Origin of the sequence: Streptomyces lincolnensis (assembly GCF_001685355.1) — a bacterium.
Classification (GTDB): Bacteria; Actinomycetota; Actinomycetes; order Streptomycetales; family Streptomycetaceae; genus Streptomyces; species Streptomyces lincolnensis.
Genome location: NZ_CP016438.1, coordinates 2,368,489 through 2,383,051, shown reverse-complemented (window position 1 = coordinate 2,383,051; position 14,563 = coordinate 2,368,489). Strand labels below are relative to the sequence as shown.

Genomic DNA, 14,563 nt, shown 5'->3' with positions numbered 1-14,563 from the left:
GGTCCGGGGCGGCGGACGTTTCCGCAGGTGGGAGGCGGCCGAATGGATGTCGTACAGAGGTTCGAAAATTGGTCTATGGTGGGGGTGGGGGCGTTGGGAACTGATGTTCGATAATGGCGACGGCGGGAGGTGCGATGCCTGGCTTCACCCATCTGCACGCCGTCTCCGGGTTCTCCCTGCGCTACGGCGCCTCCCACCCGGAGCGCCTGGCCGAGCGCGCCTTCGAGCGGGGCATGGACGCCCTCGCCCTCACCGACCGCGACACCCTCGCGGGCACGGTCCGCTTCGCCAGAGCCTGCGCGAAGGCGGGCGTCCGCCCCCTGTTCGGCGTGGACCTCGCGGTGGAGCTGCCCGGGGCGCCGCGGCAGGAGCGCCGCCGCACCCCCGTGCGCGGCGGTGCCTTCATCGACGAGTCGACACCCCGCGTCACCTTCCTCGCCCGGGACGGGGCCCGCGGCTGGGCCGACCTGTGCCGGCTGGTCACCGCCGCCCACACCGCCGACGGCACCCCGCTGCTGCCCCGGTCCGACAACCACGCCGACGGCCTGACCGTCCTGCTCGGCCCCGCCTCCGACGTGGGCCGCGCCCTCGCCGCCGGCCGCCCCGACCGTGCCGCGAAACTCCTCGTCCCCTGGCGCGAGGTCTACGGCGACGCGCTGCGCCTGGAGGCCGTCTGGCACGGCCGTGAGGGCACCGGTCCGGGCTCGCTGCGTCTGGCCGCCCGTACCGTCGGCTTCGCCGCCGAGCAGCGGATCCGGCCCGTGCTCAGCAATGCCGTCCGGTACGCCGACCCCGGCCTCGGCCCGGTCGCCGACGTCCTGGACGCGGCCCGCCGCCTGGTCCCGATCGACGGAAGCGGGGAACTGGACTCCGGGGAGGCCTGGCTCAAGGACGCCGGCGCCATGCTCCGGGCCGCCGAGCGGATCGTCGAGGCCGCGGGCTACCGGCGCGAGGCCGCCCTCCGGCTGCTGGAACAGACCCGGGCCACGGCCGCCGAGTGCCTGGTCGACCCCGAGGACGACCTCGGCATCGGCACCGTCCACTTCCCCGAGCCGCACCTCGTCGGCGCCGGCCGCCGCACCGCCCAGCGGGCGCTCGCCTCACGGGCGGCGGCGGGGATGGTGCTGAAGGGGTACTCCGGGAAGCGCGACTACTGGGAGCGGATGCACCGGGAGCTGGACATCATCGCCCACCACGGCTTCGCCTCCTACTTCCTGACGGTGGCTCATGTGGTGGACGACGTACGGGACATGGGCATCCGGGTCGCCGCCCGCGGCTCCGGTGCGGGGTCGCTGGTGAACCACCTGCTCGGCATCGCGCACGCCGACCCGGTCGAGCACGGGCTGCTGATGGAGCGGTTCCTGTCCAAGGAGCGGGTCGTGCTGCCCGACATCGACATCGACGTGGAGTCCGCGCGCCGGCTGGAGGTCTACCGCGCGATCATCGGCCGGTTCGGCACCGAGCGGGTCGCCACGGTCGCGATGCCGGAGACCTACCGGGTGCGTCACGCGGTCCGCGACGTCGGCGCGGCCCTGTCCATGGACCCGGCCGACATCGACCGTATCGCCAAGTCCTTCCCGCACATCCGGGCGCGCGACGCCCGTGCGGCGCTGGCGGAACTGCCCGAACTCAGGCAGCTGGCGGGGGAGTTCCAGCGGGAAGGTGCGCGGTACGGCAAGCTCTGGGAGCTGGTCGAATCCCTCGACGCCCTTCCGCGCGGAGTCGCCATGCACCCGTGCGGGGTACTCCTGTCCGACGCGTCCCTGCTGAGCCGTACGCCGGTCGTGCCGACCAGCGGCGAGGGGTTCCCCATGGCGCAGTTCGACAAGGACGACGTCGAGGAGCTCGGGCTGCTCAAGCTCGACGTCCTGGGCGTGCGGATGCAGTCGGCGATGGCGCACGCGGTCGCGGAGGTGGAGCGGGCGACGGGGGAGCGGCTCGACCTGGACGCGCTGGAGGACGGCGACCCGGCGACGTACGAACTCATCCGGTCCACCGAGACCCTGGGCTGCTTCCAGATCGAGTCGCCGGGCCAGCGCGACCTGGTCGGACGGCTCCAGCCGGCCACCTTCCACGACCTGGTCGTGGACATCTCGCTGTTCCGGCCGGGCCCGGTCGCCGCCGACATGGTGCGGCCGTTCATCGAGGCACGGCACGGGCGGGCGCCCGTCCGCTACCCGCACCCGGACCTGGAGGAGCCGCTGAAGGGGACGTACGGGGTCGTCGTCTTCCACGAGCAGATCATCGACATCGTCGCCGTCATGACCGGCTGTGGGCGCGGCGAGGCGGACCGGGTGCGGCGCGGGCTGTCCGACCCGGAGTCGCAGGGGCGGATCAAGGTCTGGTTCGCGCAGCACGCGGCGGCGAACGGCTATCAAGCAGAAACGATTCAGCGGACCTGGGAGATCGTCGAGGCCTTCGGGTCGTACGGCTTCTGCAAGGCGCACGCGGTCGCCTTCGCCGTACCGACGTACCAGTCGGCGTGGCTCAAGGCGCATCATCCGGCGGCCTTCTACGCGGGGCTGCTCACGCACGACCCGGGGATGTATCCGAAGCGGCTGCTGCTGGCGGACGCGCGGCGGCGCGGGGTGCCGATCCTGCCGTTGGACGTGAACGAGTCGGGAGTCGCCCACCGTATCGAACTGGTGTCTGAATCTGCTGAACCGAAGGGGTCAGAGGGGTCGAAGGGGCCGAGGGGGGGCAAGGGCTGGGGGCTCCGGCTGGCGCTCGCCGACGTGCACGGGAGCAGTGAGGCCGAGGCGGCGCGGATCGCGGACGGGCAGCCGTACGCCTCGCTGGTCGACTTCTGGGAGCGGGCGCGGCCGAGCAGGCCGCTGGCCCAACGCCTCGCGCAGGTAGGGGCGTTGGATGCCTTCGGCGCCAACCGGCGTGATCTGCAACTGCACCTGACCGAGCTGCATCGCGGTGCGCGGGGCGCCGGGGGAGGTCAACTGCCGCTGAGCGGTGGGCGGAAGACCGCGGCCGCCGGGCTGCCCGACCTGTCATCCGCCGAGCGGCTCAGCGCCGAGCTGGGCGTGCTGTCCATGGACGCCTCGCGCAACCTGATGGACGACCACCGGGCGTTCCTCGACGAGCTGGGCGTGGTGTCGGCGCGGCGGCTGCGGGAGGCGCGGCACGGGGAGGCGGTGCTGGTGGCGGGGGCCAAGGCGGCCACCCAGACCCCGCCGATCCGGTCCGGCAAGCGGGTCATCTTCACCACCCTGGACGACGGCACCGGCCTGGTCGACCTCGCCTTCTTCGACGACTCGCACGACGCCTGCGCCCACACCGTCTTCCACTCCTGGCTCCTGCTGGTGCGCGGGGTGGTGCAGCGGCGCGGCCCGCGCAGCCTCAGCGTGGTCGGCGCCGCGGCCTGGAACCTCGCCGAACTGGTCGAACTGCGCGCCGAGGGCGGCCTCGACGAGGTCTCGGCGCGGCTGGCGAAGCCCGTGCCGGAAGGGGCCGGTGATTCCACCGGGGGCCGGCGAATCCAAATGCCGACGGGATACGAACTGCATCCGTGGGCCGATCTGCGGCCGGCGGGCCAAGAGCCTTCACAGGCACGGAAGTTGTGGCACCAGAGTCCGGGGAGTGCGGGATGACCATTCTGTGCGTACGTTTCCAGCTGCCGCCGACGGGCGAGACGGCCCTGCCGGGGCTGCTCGGGTTGCTGGGGGAGTTCACACCGGTTGTCGAGGCCTTGCCGCCGGACGGGGCGCTGGCCGATCTCCGGGGCGCCGAGCGGTACTTCGGGCGCGACGCGGTGGAGCTGGCGTCGGTGATCCGGGTCCGTGCCCTCGCGCTGTACGGGGTCGACTGCGCGATCGGCGCCGGGCCGGGCACGATGCTGGCCCGGATGGCGCTGCGGGACGCCGCACCCGGGGTGACCTGCGCGGTGTCCGAGGAGGACGCGGGGGAGTTCCTCGCCGACAAGCCCGTCGCCGCGCTCCCCGGCGTCGGCGCCGCGACCGCCCGCACCCTGTGCGAGTACGGCCTCGACACCCTCGGCCGGGTCGCCGCCGCGCCCCTGTCCACGCTCCAGCGCCTGGTCGGCGCGAAGACCGGGCGGGAACTGCACGAGAAGGCCGCCGGCGTGGACCGCGGCCGGGTGGTCCCCAACGGGGTCTCCCGCTCCCTGGCCACCGAACGCCCCTTCACCCGCGACGAGTTGGACCCGGCCCGGCACCGTCGTGCCCTTCTCTCCGCCGCCGAGGAACTGGGCGCCCGGCTGCGCGCCCTCGACAAGGTCTGCCGCACCCTGACCCTCACCGTCCGCTATGCCGACCGGTCTTCGACGACCCGCACCCGCACCCTGGAGGAGCCGACCGCCCACTCCGCGGCCCTGACGCGGGTGGCCTACGGCATGTACGAGGCCCTCGGCCTCCAGCGCGCCCGGGTCCGCTCCCTCGCCCTGCGCGCCGAGGGCCTCGACCCCGCCGAACACTCCTCCCACCAGCTCACCTTCGACCCGGCCGACGACAAACTCCGTCGCATCGAGGAGGTCGCCGACCGGGCCCGTGAGAAGTTCGGCCCCCGCGCGGTGATGCCGGGGGCCCTGGTGGCGTGACCTTCCCTCATGTGGGGCTCAGTTGGCCCACGGCGGAGTGATCCTGGTGCCGTCGGCCAGCACCGCCTCCAGGCCGATGGACGTGGTGACCCAGGAGAGCGCGGTGTGGTCGGTCGGGTTCTCGACGGAGAAGGCTGTGCCGGGGTTCACGATCACGGTGTCGCCCGCTCTGATCCGCTCGGTGCTGCCGTCGAGCGTGACCAGCAGTTCGCCGACGAGCAGGAGGAAGATCTCCTCCCGGTTCACGGTGTGCACCGGGGCCTTGGTCCCCGCGGGAATCTCGCCGCGCCAGGCGCACAGCTCCTTGCTGCCGGTGAGGGGAGTGGCGTACGAGACGAAACGGGCGCCGTGGATCTCGTGGGTGCGTGCTTCGGATGCGTGGATCACTGGCATGTGAGTACTCCTCGGTAAATGACTTGGTGAGTGGACTTGGTGAGTGGACTTGGCACATAGTCAAGCTACTTGACTACGTGGCTCTATAGTCAAGCAGCTTGACCAATTCGTCAAGGGTGTTTCAATGCCTTCGTGCACAACTCCGAGGCCATGGCCCTGTCCGCAGCTCTGCTCTCCGCCGCCGGCGAGCTCACGCACCGCATCAACGAGGGCGTCGTCGCCCGTGGCTTCGAGGGGGTCAGGCCCGCCCACGGCTTCGCCTTCGCCCGGCTCGCCCCGGACGGCGCCACCGTCACGGACCTCGCCGCCCACCTCGGGGTCACCAAGCAGGCCGCCAGCCAGCTCGTCGACGAGATCGTGCGCAAGGGGTATGCCGAGCGGCGGCCGCATCCCGAGGACGCGCGGGCGCGGCTGGTCGTGCTGACCGAGCGGGGCTGGGCCTGTACGCGTGCGGCGGAGGAGGCGGCCGCGGAAGCGGTCGGCGCGTGGGTCGCGTTGCTCGGTGAGGGTGAAGTGCGGGCGTTGCGCAACCAATTGGGGCGCATTGCCCCCTATGGTCCCATCAAGCCCGCCTGGTGATCCTCTATCAGATGCCGCAGTCGTCGGCAGTTACCACTGGAAGTTTTTACTGACGCGTAACTTCACAGGTGAACTACTCGTCCGTAACTTGACGAGTGAAACAGCATCCTCGTGATCCGGATCACAGGGCGTAGAGCCGTCGCAACTCCCTTGAGCCGCAAGGAGATCACACGATGCTGCCCTGGAAACGAGCGCTCAGACCCCTGGCCGCGCTCCTGCTGACCGCGACCGTCGCCGTCGTCCCCGCCACCACCGCACAGGCGGCCACGGCGACCGGCAGCGGGTGGAACGACTACTCCTGCAAGCCGTCCGCCGCCCACCCCCGCCCCGTCGTACTCGTGCACGGCACCTTCGCGAACTCCGTCGACAACTGGCTGGGGCTCGCCCCGTACCTGAAGCACCGCGACTACTGCGTCTTCTCCTTCGACTACGGACAGCTCCCCGGGGTGTCCTTCTTCCACGGTCTCGGCCCCATCGACAAGTCGGCGGAGCAGCTCAAGACCTACGTCGACAAGGTGCTCGCCGCGACCGGCGCCGCCGAGACCGATCTCGTCGGTCACTCCCAGGGCGGCATGATGCCCCGCTACTACCTGAAGTTCCTCGGCGGAGCCGCCAAGGTGAACGCCCTCGTGGGCATCGCGCCCAGCAACCACGGCACCACCCTGAACGGCCTCACCCACCTGCTGGCGTACTTCCCGGGCGCCGCGGACCTGCTCTCCACGAACACCCCCGCCCTCGCCGACCAGGTCGCCGGCTCCGCCTTCCTCACCAAGCTCAACGAGGGCGGCGACACCGTGCCCGGCGTCACGTACACGGTCCTCGCCACCCGGTACGACGAGGTGGTCACGCCGTACCGCAGCCAGTTCCTCAGCGGGCCCGGCGTACGCAACGTCCTGATCCAGGACCTGTGTCCGCTCGACCTCTCCGAGCACGCGGCGATCGGACTCCTCGACAGGATCGCCTTCCACGAGGTGGCCAACGCCCTCGATCCGGCGCACGCCAGGCCCACCACCTGCGCGTCGGCGGCCGGCTGAGCCGCCGACGCGCCGCCGGGGCCTGTCCGGCCTGAGCCGCCGGTCAGGCCCCGGAGCACCGCGAGGCGGCCTCAGCGACCGTGCCGGCCGCCGCTCACCGCACGCCGGCGGACCGAGGCGAACAGCACCGCCGCACCGAGCGCCAGGACGGCCGCCCCGCCCATGGCGAGGTACGCGGTGCCGCTGTTCTGGCCGGTCTCGGCGAGGTTCTCGCCGGCATCGCCGCCGGCCGCCTTCGGGGCGTTCGCCCCAGGGCTCGCCGACTCCGCCGCGGCCCCCGCGTCCGTCCGCGTCTCGGCCACCGGCTCCGCCGACGCACCGGCGTCCTGATCGCCGTGCCCGCCGTGCCCGCCGTGCTCGATCGTCGGCTTGTCGGCGGCGTCCTCGATCTGCGCCTCCGAGGGCGCGGAGGCGCTGGGAGCGGGGGACGCGCTCCCCGTCGCGGAGCCACCACCGGTGCCGCCGAACGTGACGTCCGAGCAGGAGTAGAACGCCTCCGGGCTGTCCGAGCGCTGCCACACCGCGTACAGCAGCTGCCTGCCGGAGCGCTCGGGGAGGGTGCCGGAGAACGTGTAGAAGCCGCCCGAGGCGGCCGGGTCGGTGGCCGTCGCCACCGGGTTCGCCAGGTCCAGGTCGTCCCAGGACAGCGGCTGTGCCGGGTCGTAGCCGGTCTTGGTGAGATAGACCGTGAAGGTGCCCTTGTGCGGGGCGGTCACGCGGTACTTGAAGGTGTACGACCCACCGCTCACGGCGGTCGCGGGCCAGTCGGCGCGGGCGAGGTCGAGGCCCTTGAACGCGTCGTTGTCCGCGCTGCACAGCTTCCCGTCCGGGATCAGCTCCTGGTGCCGGCCGTTCGCGTCGCCGATACGGACGCCGTTCCAGTCGTAGAGCGCCTGGGTGCCGCCGGCCGCGACCGCCGCCCGGCACGCGGCCGACGTCGGGCTCTCCGGGCCCTCCGCGTAGCACTGCGCGACGCGGCTGACCGGGTCGCCCATCGATCCGTGGGCGGCGGCGGGCGTGCCGGCCAGCGCGGTCAGGGCGAGCGGGGCCAGGCCGACGGCGGCGACGGTGGCGGCCTTGCGGCGTGCGGGCATGGGGGATCTCCTCGGAACCGGTGCCGATGTGGGTGCCGGGTCCAAGAAACCGTGAAAACCCCTGCGTGTGGCGGCCGGTGGCGATCTTTATGGCCCGCTTAAGGGAGTGCTGAGACTGAGATCAGGTAGGTAGCGTGCGGGCATGACGAACCAGGAGATCCGGCTCGCCACGGCGGCCGACGTACCGGCCGTGAAGGCCGTAACCGACGCGGCGTACGGGCACTACGTCGAGCGCATCGGAACGGTGCCGCAGCCCATGGAGCGGGATCACGCGGCGACCGTGGCCGAGGGGCGGGTGTTCGTCACCGGGGAGCCCGTGGTCGGGCTGGTGGCGGTCGAGGCGCGCGAGGACCATCTGTACGTCGACAACATCGCCGTCCACCCCGACGCCCAGGGCACCGGCGTGGGGCGGCTGCTGCTGCACTTCGTGGACGCGCACGCCCGCGCGCTCGGCCTGCCCGAGGTCAGGCTCTACACGAACGCGCTGATGTGGGAGAACCAGAAGATCTACCCGAAGTACGGGTACGAGGTCGTGGAGCGGCGCGTCGACGGGCCGTACGACCGTGTTCACTACCGCAAGCGGCTGCTCTGAGGGAGGCGTCCCGAGGCGCCCTTCAGCCGTCCGGCCACCACGTGCGCGCGATGTCCTTTCGGACCTCCGGACGTCCCGCGGGGCGCTCGTCGGCCTCCTTGAGGACCTTGCGGGAGTCCGTCTTCTTCAGGGGCTTCTGCACGGTCATACGGCGCATGGCTGCCTCCTTGAGGATCTACCGAGTTCCGCGTTCTCACGGAGATAGACCCGTTGAGGGAGAGTTCCTCATCGGTCGGGCGTCTGTCAGTGGCCGCTGTCACGATTCGACTGTCAGTGGCGGGTGTCACTCTTGGGCGCATGACGAACGAAAGTGACGCCACGACCGCGCCGCGTGTCGACTGGGACGCGCAGGCCGCCTCCTTCGACGACGAGCCGGACCACGGGCTGCGCGACCCGCGGGTGCGCCACGCCTGGGCCGAGCGGCTGCGCGACTGGCTGCCCGGCCCCGCGGCCGACGTCCTCGACCTCGGCTGCGGCACCGGCAGCCTGTCGCTCCTCGCCGCCGAGCAGGGACACCGCGTCACCGGCGTGGACGCCTCCCCGGCCATGGTGAACCTCGCACGTGCGAAGCTCGCCGGGCGTGACGCCGTGTTCCTCGTCGGTGACGCGGCGGAGCCCCCGGTGGGCGAGGAGCGCTTCGACGTCGTCCTCGTCCGCCATGTGCTGTGGGCGCTGCCCGACCCCGGCCGCGCGCTGCGCCACTGGTGGCAGCTGGTGCGTCCCGGGGGCCGGCTGGTGCTCGTCGAGGGCGTGTGGGGGACCGTCGACCCGGCCGGCATACCCGCCGACCGGCTGACGGCCCTGCTGGCACCGCTCACCGAGCACGTGCGGGTGATCCCGCTGTCGCAGGACGCGCTGCTGTGGGGCAAGGACGTGACCGACGAGCGCTACGCGGTCGTGGCGTCCACCGGCCCGTAAGGCGCCGAGGAGGGCTACCCGAACAGGGGCTATCCGAACAGTCCGGCGAGCCTGCCTCCGCGGGCCTGGGCCTCCAGCTCGTCGAGCGCGGCCACCGCCGCGGCCGCCGCCTCGGGGTCCCGCTCCGCCAGACCGCTCGCGGCGAACTCGTCCTCGTCCAGGCGCAGGACGTCCGTGCCGTCGCCCGAGACCCACAGGTCCAGGTCGAGGTCCTCCACGACCAGGTCCGTGCCGGAGAGCGTGGCCGGGCGGGTGATGTCGCAGTACCAGCCCTTCAGCGCGCCCGCCGCGTCGCGGACCTCCTTCACCGCGTACCAGCGGTCCCGCCAGTAGTACTCGGTGAACACGTCGCCCGGCTCGAAGCGGACGAAGCCGAAGTCGCGTACGCCCTCACCGGCCCAGGGGGCGCGGACCGCGACCCGGGTGCCGTCGTCGGCGAGGAGCTCGGCCGCGTAACGGATCTTCGTGCGGCCCGCCTTGACGAGGACGACGTCCAGCCGCCGTGCCCGGTCAGCCGAGTTCGCGGACATAGCGCATCTCCGTCGCACAGATCTCGTAGCCGAACCACTTGTTGATCGCGATCATCGGGCCGTTGCCGGCGTCGTTGCCCGTGAACGCCTCGGTGAGGCCGGCGGCCCGGGCGCGGTGCAGGGAGTCGTTCTTGGCGAGCTTGGCCAGGCCCCGGCCGCGGAAGTCCCGGGCGGTGCCGGTCATGACGGTTCCGTAGCGGGTGCCGCCGTCCGTGCGGGCCGCGCTGAAGGCGGCGGGGCGGCCGTCGACCAGGGCGATCGTGGTCAGTTCGGGGCTGAAGAGGGGGTGTTTCCAGGTGCTCTCCAGCCAGGCCTCGTAGTCGGTGAACTCGTAGTCGATGTCGCTCGGTTCGTCCGACATCGTCTCCGAGTCCAGCTCGAAGAAGGGACGCGGGTCGTCCGCGAAGTCGGTGCCCGGGCGCAGTTCGACGCCCGGGGGCGGGTCCTGGAGCGGGGGCAGCTCGCCGCCCGCCAGGTCCAGGCGGAGGAAGTGCGCGGAACGGCTTGCGCGGTAGCCGTGCCGTTCGGCGAAGGCGCGGTCGCCCGGCCGGTCCAGGACCCAGGCGTAGAGCCTGGTCGCGCCCTTGGCGGCCAGGTACTCCTCGGCGGCCCGCACCAGGCCCGAGCCGGCGCCGCGGCCGGTGTGCTCCGGGTGCACGTACACGTTGAGGTAGCCCTGGCCGGGGTCCGGGCTGTCGTGGACGAGCCCCACCTGGGCCGTGCCGATCACCTCGCCGTCCGCCTCCGCCACGAGGGGGCGGTAGTGGGAGTCGGGGTGGGCGTGGGTCGCGTCGTAGGCGAGGGAGTCGGCCGTGACGAGATAGAAGGGCAGGGCGAGGCGGCGGACGCGGGCGAAACCCTCGACGTCGGCCCGTACCTCGGGACGGAGATCGCGCACAGTCATGGTCATATGGGCGCACGGTATGCGGGAGATGCCTCCCGGTGCCTCTCATTTTCGCGTGAGTGCGGGACAATCGCCTGCGTGACCTTGAAGATCCACATCGACGAGAGCGCTCCGCCGTACGAGCAGGTGCGGGCGCAGATCTCCGAGCAGGCGCGGTCGGGGGTGCTGCCGGTGGGATACCGGCTGCCCACGGTGCGGGGGCTGGCCGAGTCGTTGGGGCTCGCCGCGAACACCGTCGCCAAGGCGTACCGGGCGCTGGAGGCGGACGGGGTGATCGAGACGCGGGGCCGCAACGGCACGTACGTGGCCGCCGCCGGCCCGGCCGCGGAGCGGGAGTTGGCGTCGGCCGCGCAGGCGTACGTCGAGCGGGCCCGGCGGCTGGGGCTGTCCGAGGACGTGGTGCTCGCTGCCGTGAGGGACGCGGTGCGGGCGGCCTACGGGCCGCGCTGAAGGGTTGATGGAGTGCGTGTAGGGCTCAGGCCCGCCCGGTCCGCCGCTCTCGCGAAGGTCACCGCGTCCCTGACCGCCGCCGCGTTCGGGTCGTTGTTGAAGTACGCGTACACGTCCTCGCCGCCGGACCAGGTGTCGGCGAGCCGTCCCGCCCAGGTGTGCAGGGCCTGCCGGCCGTAGTGCGGCCAGGCCCTGGCGCGGCCGACGTGGAAGCGGACGTAACCCCAGTCGGCGGTGCGCCACAGGGGCGTCGCGGGCCGGGAGTGGGCGTCGGCCCAGCACAGGGCGGCCCCGCGGGACTCCAGGACCTCGCGGACCTCGGGCGTCCACCAGCTGTCGTGCCGGGGCTCGACCGCGACCCTGGTGCCGGACGGGAAGCGGGCCAGACAGGCGTCCAGGAGACCGGGGTCGGCGCGCAGGGTGGGCGGCAGCTGGAGCAGGACCGGGCCCAGGCGGTCCCCGAGGCCCGCCGCGTGGGTCATCAGGCGGTGCACCGGTTCCTCGGGGTCGCGCAGCCGCTTGATGTGGGTCAGGAAGCGGCTGGCCTTGACCGCGACGACGAAGTCCGGCGGGACCCGGTCCCGCCACGCCTCGAAGGTCTCCCGGGACGGCAGACGGTAGAACGCGTTGTTGATCTCGACCGTCGCGAAGCGCGTCGCGTACTCCTCCAGCCACAGCCGGGTGGGGCACCCCTCGGGATAGAAGGCGCCGCGCCAGTCCTTGTACTGCCACCCCGACGTACCGACGAACAGGGTCATACCCCCATCAAACCACCGGGGGTCTCCTCGGAGATACAGCTCCTCCTCAGAGGTACAGCCCCGCGTCCGCCCCCGCGCGAGGCTCCGGCAGCGCCGTCGGGGAGATGCCCCGGCGCAGGGCGTACAACTCGGCCAGGGTGGCACCCTCGCGGCCGACGCCCTCCTCCGTGCCCAGCCAGGTCACCGCCTCCCGGCGGGTCAGGGGGCCCACCTCGATGCGGGCCATGCAGCGGCCGGGGCGGACGACGGCGGGGTGCAGACGCTCCAGGTCCTCGTTGGTCGTCACGCCGACCAGGACGTTGCGGCCCTGGCCCAGCAGACCGTCGGTCAGGTTCAGCAGCCGCGACAGGGCCTGCCCCGCCGTGTGCTTGGCCTCGCCGCGGATCAGTTCGTCGCAGTCCTCCAGGAGCAGCAGCCGCCAGCGGTCCTGGCCGGCGCCGTCCTCCTCGCCGATCGCGATGTCCATGAGGTAGCCGACGTCGTTGAACAGCCGCTCCGGGTCCAGGACGCAGTCCACCTGGCACCAGTCCCGCCAGGAGCGGGCGAGCGTCCGGAGCGCGGAGGTCTTGCCGGTGCCGGGCGGGCCGTGCAGCAGGAGCAGACGGCCGGCGATGTCCTCGGGGGTCGTCTTCATCAGGCCGTCCATCGCGTCCGCGACGGGCGCCGTGTAGTTCGCCCGCACGTCGTCCCAGGTGCCGGCGGAGATCTGCCGGGTGGTGCGGTGCGGGCCACGCCTGGGGGAGACGTACCAGAAGCCCATCGTCACGTTCTCCGGCTGCGGTTCGGGCTCGTCCGCGGCGCCCTCGGTGGCCTGGTCGAGGACCTTCTGGGCGAGCTCGGCACTGGTCGCGGTGACCGTGACGTCGGCGCCCCGGTTCCAGCGGGAGACCAGCAGGGTCCAGCCGTCGCCCTCGGCCAGGGTCGCGCTGCGGTCGCCGTCCCGGGCCACGCGCAGCACCCGGGAGTCCGGCGGCAGCAGGGTCGCGCCGGAGCGGACCCGGTCGATGTTGGCCGCGTGCGAGTACGGCTGCTCGCCCGTCGCGAAGCGGCCGAGGAACAGCGCGTCGACGACGTCGGACGGCGAGTCGCTGTCGTCGATGGTGAGCCGGATCGGCAGAGCGTCGTGCGGGTTGGCAGACATGACCGACATGATCCGTCACGAGGGCCCCGCACGCACCCGGTTTCCGCCGTACGCGGATCGTGCCGACCGGGATCCCCGAACACCCGGTTGTATCCCCTCCGTCCTGTTACAGAGCTGTGCGCCGACGACCTCTGCCCCGCACGGGGCCGCCCGGATACGGTTGTCCTCGATGGGACGTCATGGGTGGAATTCGGGGGCACGGCGGTGGCGGCTCACCGCGCTGCTCGGTGTGGGCGTGGCCGCTCTGGCCCTGGTGGTGACCCTGCTCAACACACTGCCCGGCGGCGGCAGCACGGAAGGCACCTCACGCGACGGCGACAAGGTGCACGGCACACCCGCCACCCCCGGCCGCACGACGGCACCGGACGTGGGCTGGGGCTTCACGCACACCCAGTTCAGCGCCGCCGAGGGCAGCGCGGCCGCCGTACGACGGGTCGAGGGACGGCTGTCGGACGCCGGGGGCCTGGCGCAGAACCAGCACATCATGGGCTGGGGCGCCGACAACCCCGAGCCGGTGAAGGGCCGTTACGCCTTCGAGGCGCTGGACCGCCGCGTCGACTTCATGCGCGCCTCCGGCTCCACCCCGGTCATCACCCTGTGCTGCTCCCCGGACTGGATGAAGGGCGGAAGGCCGGGTGTCGACAGCACCGACTGGAGCCGGGCCGCCCTGGAGACCGCCCCGACACCCGAGCACTACCAGGACTTCGCCGACCTGGCCGCGACCGTCGCCAAGCGCTATCCGGACGTACGCCACTTCATCGTCTGGAACGAGTTCAAGGGTTTCTGGAACGACGCGAAGTCCCGCTGGGACTACGAGGGGTACACCAAGCTCTACAACCTGGTGTACCGGGCTCTGAAGAAGGTCGACCCCGACATCATGGTCGGCGGGCCCTATCTCGTGATGGACAGCGTCGACCCGCGCTCCCCGGACGCCTCCGCGACCTTCAAGGGGCCCTGGGGAGCCATGGACCAGCGGGTCCTGGACGCCTTCTCCTACTGGAACAGGAACAAGACCGGCGCCGACTTCGTGGTCGTGGACGGCTCCAGCTACACCAAGGACGACGAACTGCTGCCGGACGAGTTCGCGGCCACCGACAAGTTCACGGCGGTGAGCGGGTGGGTGCGGGAGCGGACCGGGGATCTGCCGCTGTGGTGGGCCGAGTACTACGTCGAGCCGGCCGACGGCGACGACGACCGCGAGGGCTGGTCCGAGACCCGCCGTATCGCCGTCCAGGCCGCCGGCATGATCGCCATGGTCAAGGGTGGCGCGACCTCCGGCTTCTACTGGAACCCGGAGAAGGAGAAGGGCGGCACGTGCGCGGGCTGCCTGTGGACGACGACCGACACGTCCGGCGGCGGCGCCGAACTGCCCATGTACGACCTGGTCTCCCGCTTCGGCGAGGCCTTCCGGCCCGGTACCGTCCACCGGACGGTGTCCGTGGCGAAGGACGACGTGCCCAACGTCCGTGTCCTGGCGACCGACAGCACCGTCCTGGTGGTGAACACCCTGAACCGGAAGATCAGCGCACAGGTCGACGGCAAGCGGTTCGCGATGCAGGCCTACGAGGTCAGGTGGCTCACCCGCTGAGCCACCCGCCCCCCC

The 14,563-nt window shown here is 72.1% G+C and carries 15 protein-coding genes; 8 read left to right on the top strand and 7 right to left on the bottom strand.

The annotated features are described in order from the left end of the window. Nucleotides 1-134 precede the first annotated feature (134 nt). On the top strand, nt 135-3,602 hold the full coding sequence (locus SLINC_RS10525) for a DNA polymerase III subunit alpha (protein WP_067429832.1): 3,468 nt from the start codon (nt 135-137) through the stop codon (nt 3,600-3,602). After that, nucleotides 3,599-4,567: a DNA polymerase Y family protein gene (locus SLINC_RS10520; protein ID WP_067429827.1), complete on the top strand. Its 969-nt coding sequence runs from the start codon at nt 3,599-3,601 to the stop codon at nt 4,565-4,567. Before SLINC_RS10525 ends, SLINC_RS10520 begins: the two co-directional genes overlap by 4 nt. An 18-nt stretch (nt 4,568-4,585) precedes the next feature. Here the strand turns inward: SLINC_RS10520 and SLINC_RS10515 are convergent, their stop codons facing one another. Further along, nucleotides 4,586-4,960, bottom strand: coding sequence for a cupin domain-containing protein (locus tag SLINC_RS10515; protein ID WP_067429823.1), 375 nt, complete (start codon nt 4,958-4,960; stop codon nt 4,586-4,588). 132 nt (nt 4,961-5,092) lie between these two features. On the opposite strand from SLINC_RS10515, the gene SLINC_RS10510 reads away from it, so the two are divergent. Continuing rightward, the gene (locus SLINC_RS10510) at nt 5,093-5,539 is read left to right on the top strand and encodes a MarR family winged helix-turn-helix transcriptional regulator (RefSeq protein ID WP_067429820.1); all 447 of its coding nucleotides are present in this window, start codon (nt 5,093-5,095) and stop codon (nt 5,537-5,539) included. 173 nt (nt 5,540-5,712) lie between these two features. Next, nucleotides 5,713-6,573, top strand: a complete 861-nt coding sequence (locus tag SLINC_RS10505; RefSeq protein WP_067429818.1) for an esterase/lipase family protein — start codon at nt 5,713-5,715, stop codon at nt 6,571-6,573. Nucleotides 6,574-6,644: 71 nt separating this feature from the next. Here the strand turns inward: SLINC_RS10505 and SLINC_RS10500 are convergent, their stop codons facing one another. Beyond that, a complete protein-coding gene (locus SLINC_RS10500; protein WP_067429817.1) occupies nt 6,645-7,667 on the bottom strand; it encodes a lytic polysaccharide monooxygenase auxiliary activity family 9 protein in 1,023 nt (340 codons plus the stop codon). A gap of 142 nt (nt 7,668-7,809) precedes the next feature. Here SLINC_RS10500 and SLINC_RS10495 point away from each other — a divergent pair, with 142 nt between their 5' ends. After that, nucleotides 7,810-8,259 (top strand): GNAT family N-acetyltransferase, encoded by a 450-nt coding sequence (locus SLINC_RS10495; RefSeq protein WP_067429815.1) that lies wholly within the window; start codon nt 7,810-7,812, stop codon nt 8,257-8,259. Nucleotides 8,260-8,281: 22 nt separating this feature from the next. On the opposite strand, the gene SLINC_RS50020 is transcribed toward SLINC_RS10495, so the two are convergent. Next, nucleotides 8,282-8,416: a hypothetical protein gene (locus SLINC_RS50020; protein WP_107406583.1), complete on the bottom strand. Its 135-nt coding sequence runs from the start codon at nt 8,414-8,416 to the stop codon at nt 8,282-8,284. 140 nt (nt 8,417-8,556) lie between these two features. On the opposite strand from SLINC_RS50020, the gene SLINC_RS10490 reads away from it, so the two are divergent. Then, nucleotides 8,557-9,177 carry a class I SAM-dependent methyltransferase gene (locus SLINC_RS10490; protein WP_067429812.1) on the top strand — a complete coding sequence of 207 codons (621 nt, stop codon included), beginning with the start codon at nt 8,557-8,559 and terminating at the stop codon, nt 9,175-9,177. 29 nt (nt 9,178-9,206) lie between these two features. On the opposite strand, the gene SLINC_RS10485 is transcribed toward SLINC_RS10490, so the two are convergent. Together SLINC_RS10485 and SLINC_RS10480 are read right to left on the bottom strand one after the other, a co-directional pair. After that, a complete protein-coding gene (locus tag SLINC_RS10485) occupies nt 9,207-9,707 on the bottom strand; it encodes a ribonuclease FAU-1 family protein (protein WP_067429811.1) in 501 nt (166 codons plus the stop codon). Next, nucleotides 9,688-10,617, bottom strand: coding sequence for a GNAT family N-acetyltransferase (locus tag SLINC_RS10480; protein WP_067429809.1), 930 nt, complete (start codon nt 10,615-10,617; stop codon nt 9,688-9,690). The genes SLINC_RS10485 and SLINC_RS10480 overlap by 20 nt, the downstream gene beginning before the upstream one ends. A gap of 72 nt (nt 10,618-10,689) precedes the next feature. Here SLINC_RS10480 and SLINC_RS10475 point away from each other — a divergent pair, with 72 nt between their 5' ends. Then, a complete protein-coding gene (locus tag SLINC_RS10475) occupies nt 10,690-11,061 on the top strand; it encodes a GntR family transcriptional regulator (protein WP_067429808.1) in 372 nt (123 codons plus the stop codon). Here SLINC_RS10475 and SLINC_RS10470 read toward each other — a convergent pair. Both SLINC_RS10470 and SLINC_RS10465 read right to left on the bottom strand, forming a co-directional pair. Beyond that, nucleotides 11,046-11,819, bottom strand: a complete 774-nt coding sequence (locus SLINC_RS10470) for a DUF72 domain-containing protein (RefSeq protein WP_067429806.1) — start codon at nt 11,817-11,819, stop codon at nt 11,046-11,048. The two genes, SLINC_RS10475 and SLINC_RS10470, sit on opposite strands and share 16 nt — an antisense overlap. A gap of 46 nt (nt 11,820-11,865) precedes the next feature. Then, a complete protein-coding gene (locus tag SLINC_RS10465) occupies nt 11,866-12,960 on the bottom strand; it encodes a DUF5925 domain-containing protein (protein ID WP_067429803.1) in 1,095 nt (364 codons plus the stop codon). 169 nt (nt 12,961-13,129) lie between these two features. On the opposite strand from SLINC_RS10465, the gene SLINC_RS10460 reads away from it, so the two are divergent. Next, complete coding sequence (locus SLINC_RS10460; protein WP_067429800.1) at nt 13,130-14,548, top strand: GH39 family glycosyl hydrolase; 1,419 nt, start codon at nt 13,130-13,132, stop codon at nt 14,546-14,548. Nucleotides 14,549-14,563: the final 15 nt, after the last annotated feature.

Coding starts and splice junctions, on each gene's coding strand:
- SLINC_RS10525 (WP_067429832.1), top strand. CDS start 135: ATGCCTGGCTTCACCCATCTGCACGCCGTCTCCGGGTTCTCCCTGCGC.
- SLINC_RS10520 (WP_067429827.1), top strand. CDS start 3,599: ATGACCATTCTGTGCGTACGTTTCCAGCTGCCGCCGACGGGCGAGACG.
- SLINC_RS10515 (WP_067429823.1), bottom strand. CDS start 4,960: ATGCCAGTGATCCACGCATCCGAAGCACGCACCCACGAGATCCACGGC.
- SLINC_RS10505 (WP_067429818.1), top strand. CDS start 5,713: ATGCTGCCCTGGAAACGAGCGCTCAGACCCCTGGCCGCGCTCCTGCTG.
- SLINC_RS10500 (WP_067429817.1), bottom strand. CDS start 7,667: ATGCCCGCACGCCGCAAGGCCGCCACCGTCGCCGCCGTCGGCCTGGCC.
- SLINC_RS10495 (WP_067429815.1), top strand. CDS start 7,810: ATGACGAACCAGGAGATCCGGCTCGCCACGGCGGCCGACGTACCGGCC.
- SLINC_RS50020 (WP_107406583.1), bottom strand. CDS start 8,416: ATGCGCCGTATGACCGTGCAGAAGCCCCTGAAGAAGACGGACTCCCGC.
- SLINC_RS10490 (WP_067429812.1), top strand. CDS start 8,557: ATGACGAACGAAAGTGACGCCACGACCGCGCCGCGTGTCGACTGGGAC.
- SLINC_RS10485 (WP_067429811.1), bottom strand. CDS start 9,707: ATGTCCGCGAACTCGGCTGACCGGGCACGGCGGCTGGACGTCGTCCTC.
- SLINC_RS10480 (WP_067429809.1), bottom strand. CDS start 10,617: ATGACCATGACTGTGCGCGATCTCCGTCCCGAGGTACGGGCCGACGTC.
- SLINC_RS10470 (WP_067429806.1), bottom strand. CDS start 11,819: ATGACCCTGTTCGTCGGTACGTCGGGGTGGCAGTACAAGGACTGGCGC.
- SLINC_RS10465 (WP_067429803.1), bottom strand. CDS start 12,960: ATGTCTGCCAACCCGCACGACGCTCTGCCGATCCGGCTCACCATCGAC.
- SLINC_RS10460 (WP_067429800.1), top strand. CDS start 13,130: ATGGGACGTCATGGGTGGAATTCGGGGGCACGGCGGTGGCGGCTCACC.